At 32.1% G+C, this 2546-nt stretch carries 3 protein-coding genes and 1 pseudogene; all 4 read right to left on the bottom strand.

Going from position 1 to position 2546, the window contains the following annotated elements:
• Positions 1-378 (bottom strand): annotated as a pseudogene (locus OJ16_RS19660) (hypothetical protein); the annotation flags it as partial.
• The gene (locus OJ16_RS19480; RefSeq protein WP_040993212.1) at positions 371-1630 is read right to left on the bottom strand and encodes an oligosaccharide flippase family protein; all 1260 of its coding nucleotides are present in this window, start codon (positions 1628-1630) and stop codon (positions 371-373) included. The pseudogene OJ16_RS19660 and the gene OJ16_RS19480, both read right to left, overlap by 8 nt.
• Positions 1623-2168, bottom strand: a complete 546-nt coding sequence (locus OJ16_RS20165; RefSeq protein ID WP_201773372.1) for an LbetaH domain-containing protein — start codon at positions 2166-2168, stop codon at positions 1623-1625. Before OJ16_RS20165 ends, OJ16_RS19480 begins: the two co-directional genes overlap by 8 nt.
• A gap of 14 nt (positions 2169-2182) precedes the next feature.
• A partial coding sequence (locus OJ16_RS19470; RefSeq protein WP_040993210.1) for a glycosyltransferase family 4 protein occupies positions 2183-2546 on the bottom strand: 364 nt, incomplete at its 5' end.

Genomic DNA, 2546 nt, shown 5'->3' with positions numbered 1-2546 from the left:
AACCGCGCCGGTATAAATAGTAACATTGCTACCAATGACCGGATAAAAATCAGAGTGTGCATTAGATTTTCCAATAGTTACCCCCTGATAAATAACACAATTTTTACCTAGCAAAACCCCCTTACCAATAACAATTCCAATAGGATGAGGGAGATGAATTTGTTGTATACATAGTTGCTTAACGCCAATTGAAAAATCATTAGAAGCATATCTAGTAAAGCTTCTATAAAATATCACAAAAAGAAGATAGTTAATGATGTTACTTGGTGTTTTCTTCGCCATTAAATATATTGAATGAATAATTATTATAAAAAAATTATCAATTTTAAATGGATTAAAATACAAATTGTCAAGACTTTTCCTCAACTTTTCAGTCATAAAATTCACTCCTCTCTTTGATCTTCACACTTCTTAAAACCAAAATAATCAACACTAAGTATACAAAAAAATTACTGATGGAGTAATACAAAATAACATCTATCGCGTTCATGCTTAAATAAATGGGAATACATAAACTAGATAGTCTCAATACCAATCCAAATAACTCATATTTAAAGATCATTTTTTCAAGGTTAAACACGTTAATTAGAGGTAAAACAGTTCTTGAGCATAGAAGAGTTATATAACCGACACTAAGAACTGATGCATATTCTCCAGCAACTTTCCAATCCGAAGAAAAAATGTACGCAAAGACAGCTTGTCCAAAAATTAAAAGAAACATACTTACTAACGAGCTCAAAATAAGCAGAACTGTGATACATTTAAATGTAAGGGGAATAACGGATTTATTCTGACTCTTTAACTCTGAGTAATACGGATAAAGGCCAGAACTAATTGTATTTCCAATCAAGTTTATAGGTAATTCTAGTAAAGTTTTTGCCAGTCCAAAATAGCCAACCTCCATAATAGAGTAGAATCTAGACAAGAATAAAACTGGCATAAATTGAGAAAAAGAATTTATGAATGTTTGAGACGTCCTATATATCACTAGTTCTTTGTGCTTATTTACCACTTCTTTTATATCTTTAAAGCTTACGTTATAAAAGACTAAGGCGTCACTCACACCTGTTACTCGATAAAATAAATATAACTTAATAAAGCCACATATCATCGAAACCCACACTAAGACATGTATATTTTGAGATATGTAAAAAGACAGTATTTTTATTGTGTTGAGTATAAAAGAAAAAATTATTCTTACTTTGCTTATTTGTCTATACTTGTATTTTCTCAATAGCAATTGAACAAAAGTCAGTTCAAAAGATAGTTGACTAGAGAGTATAAAAATGGCGAAGATGAAACTATTATCAATAGTATCAAATATAGATTGAAACCAATTAGTATTTATAATTAAGAAAAAAAACAGGTAAAGAGCTGATATAGTCACAAGGGTTGACGTGAAAGCAGTTTTAGCAGCAACGTTCGCTTCAACCTCACTCTTACTTATTACTATAGCAAGAGGTAGACTAAAAGCTGCAACGTTACCTAACACAGTAGAAATAGAAGTAACTAAAGTTAGCATACCTAAAACTTCAGCATCAAACAACCTAGTGATTAATGGATACGCTGCAATACCTATTAACTGAGCAAACAAAGTACCTGAAAATAATGCTAAAAGTTTTTTATACATTTTTATTAATTTTCCTAGCAGGCATGCCTACTAAAACAATATTTTCCTCTGTGAACGAACTTAAAACTACGCTATTGGCCCCAATAGTAACATTGCTGCCAATCTTTACATCACCGATCACTTTCGCCCCAACGCCGATAAATACTTTTGAGCCAATTATTGGAGCCTTTTGGGTGTCCTTAATATCAGAGCCAATGACCGCGCCTACACTGACCTGACAGTATTCTCCTAACCTAGCCCTACTATTAATTACAATAGTGCCATAATGCGGCAGTCTCAAGCCTCCTCGAGTAGTGTAAGGAGGTATAGAAAAAGAAAGCTTCATAGATACAGGTATAAAAAACAACCTATCAATAACCCTATAAATGAAACTATAGTCCCCTCCCAAGCACTCTAAAAACCTTAATAGAATAAAAAACTTAGCGAAATCATTTGACATATAAGACCAAAAACTCAATTTAATAGAATTTACCTCAGAGTCTTTAGCTAATCTACTTTTCATTTCTTTCCAGGAAATTGGGGTGTTATAATCTGACAATTAATGATCCTCACCTAAATATTATATAACTCTACATATTTTTCTTTATACTTACCTGCCATCGTAATCGCAGATAAGTTTTTAACAGCTTTATTGGCTATGTTAGAATCTTTATCGAAAAGGTAGTTATCAATGAATTTATTATCATCTTCTTCTATAAGTGTAATACAATCGCCCATAATTTCCTTTACATCAGCATGAGATGGAATATTACTTAATATACATGGAAGGCCAGTAGATAACGCTTCTAGAACTGCATTGGGAAACCCTTCAGATTTTGAAAACATTATAAATACATCAGCCAATGACAAGTAATCCACGACGTTATCAACATTCCCCAGAAATAAAATATTAGACTTAGCATGCGATTTCAAATCA

Origin of the sequence: Vibrio renipiscarius (assembly GCF_000827885.1) — a bacterium.
In the GTDB taxonomy this organism is placed as follows: Bacteria; Pseudomonadota; Gammaproteobacteria; order Enterobacterales; family Vibrionaceae; genus Vibrio; species Vibrio renipiscarius.
The sequence above is the reverse complement of the archived record's forward strand: the minus strand, read 5'-3'. Positions and strand labels throughout refer to the sequence as shown.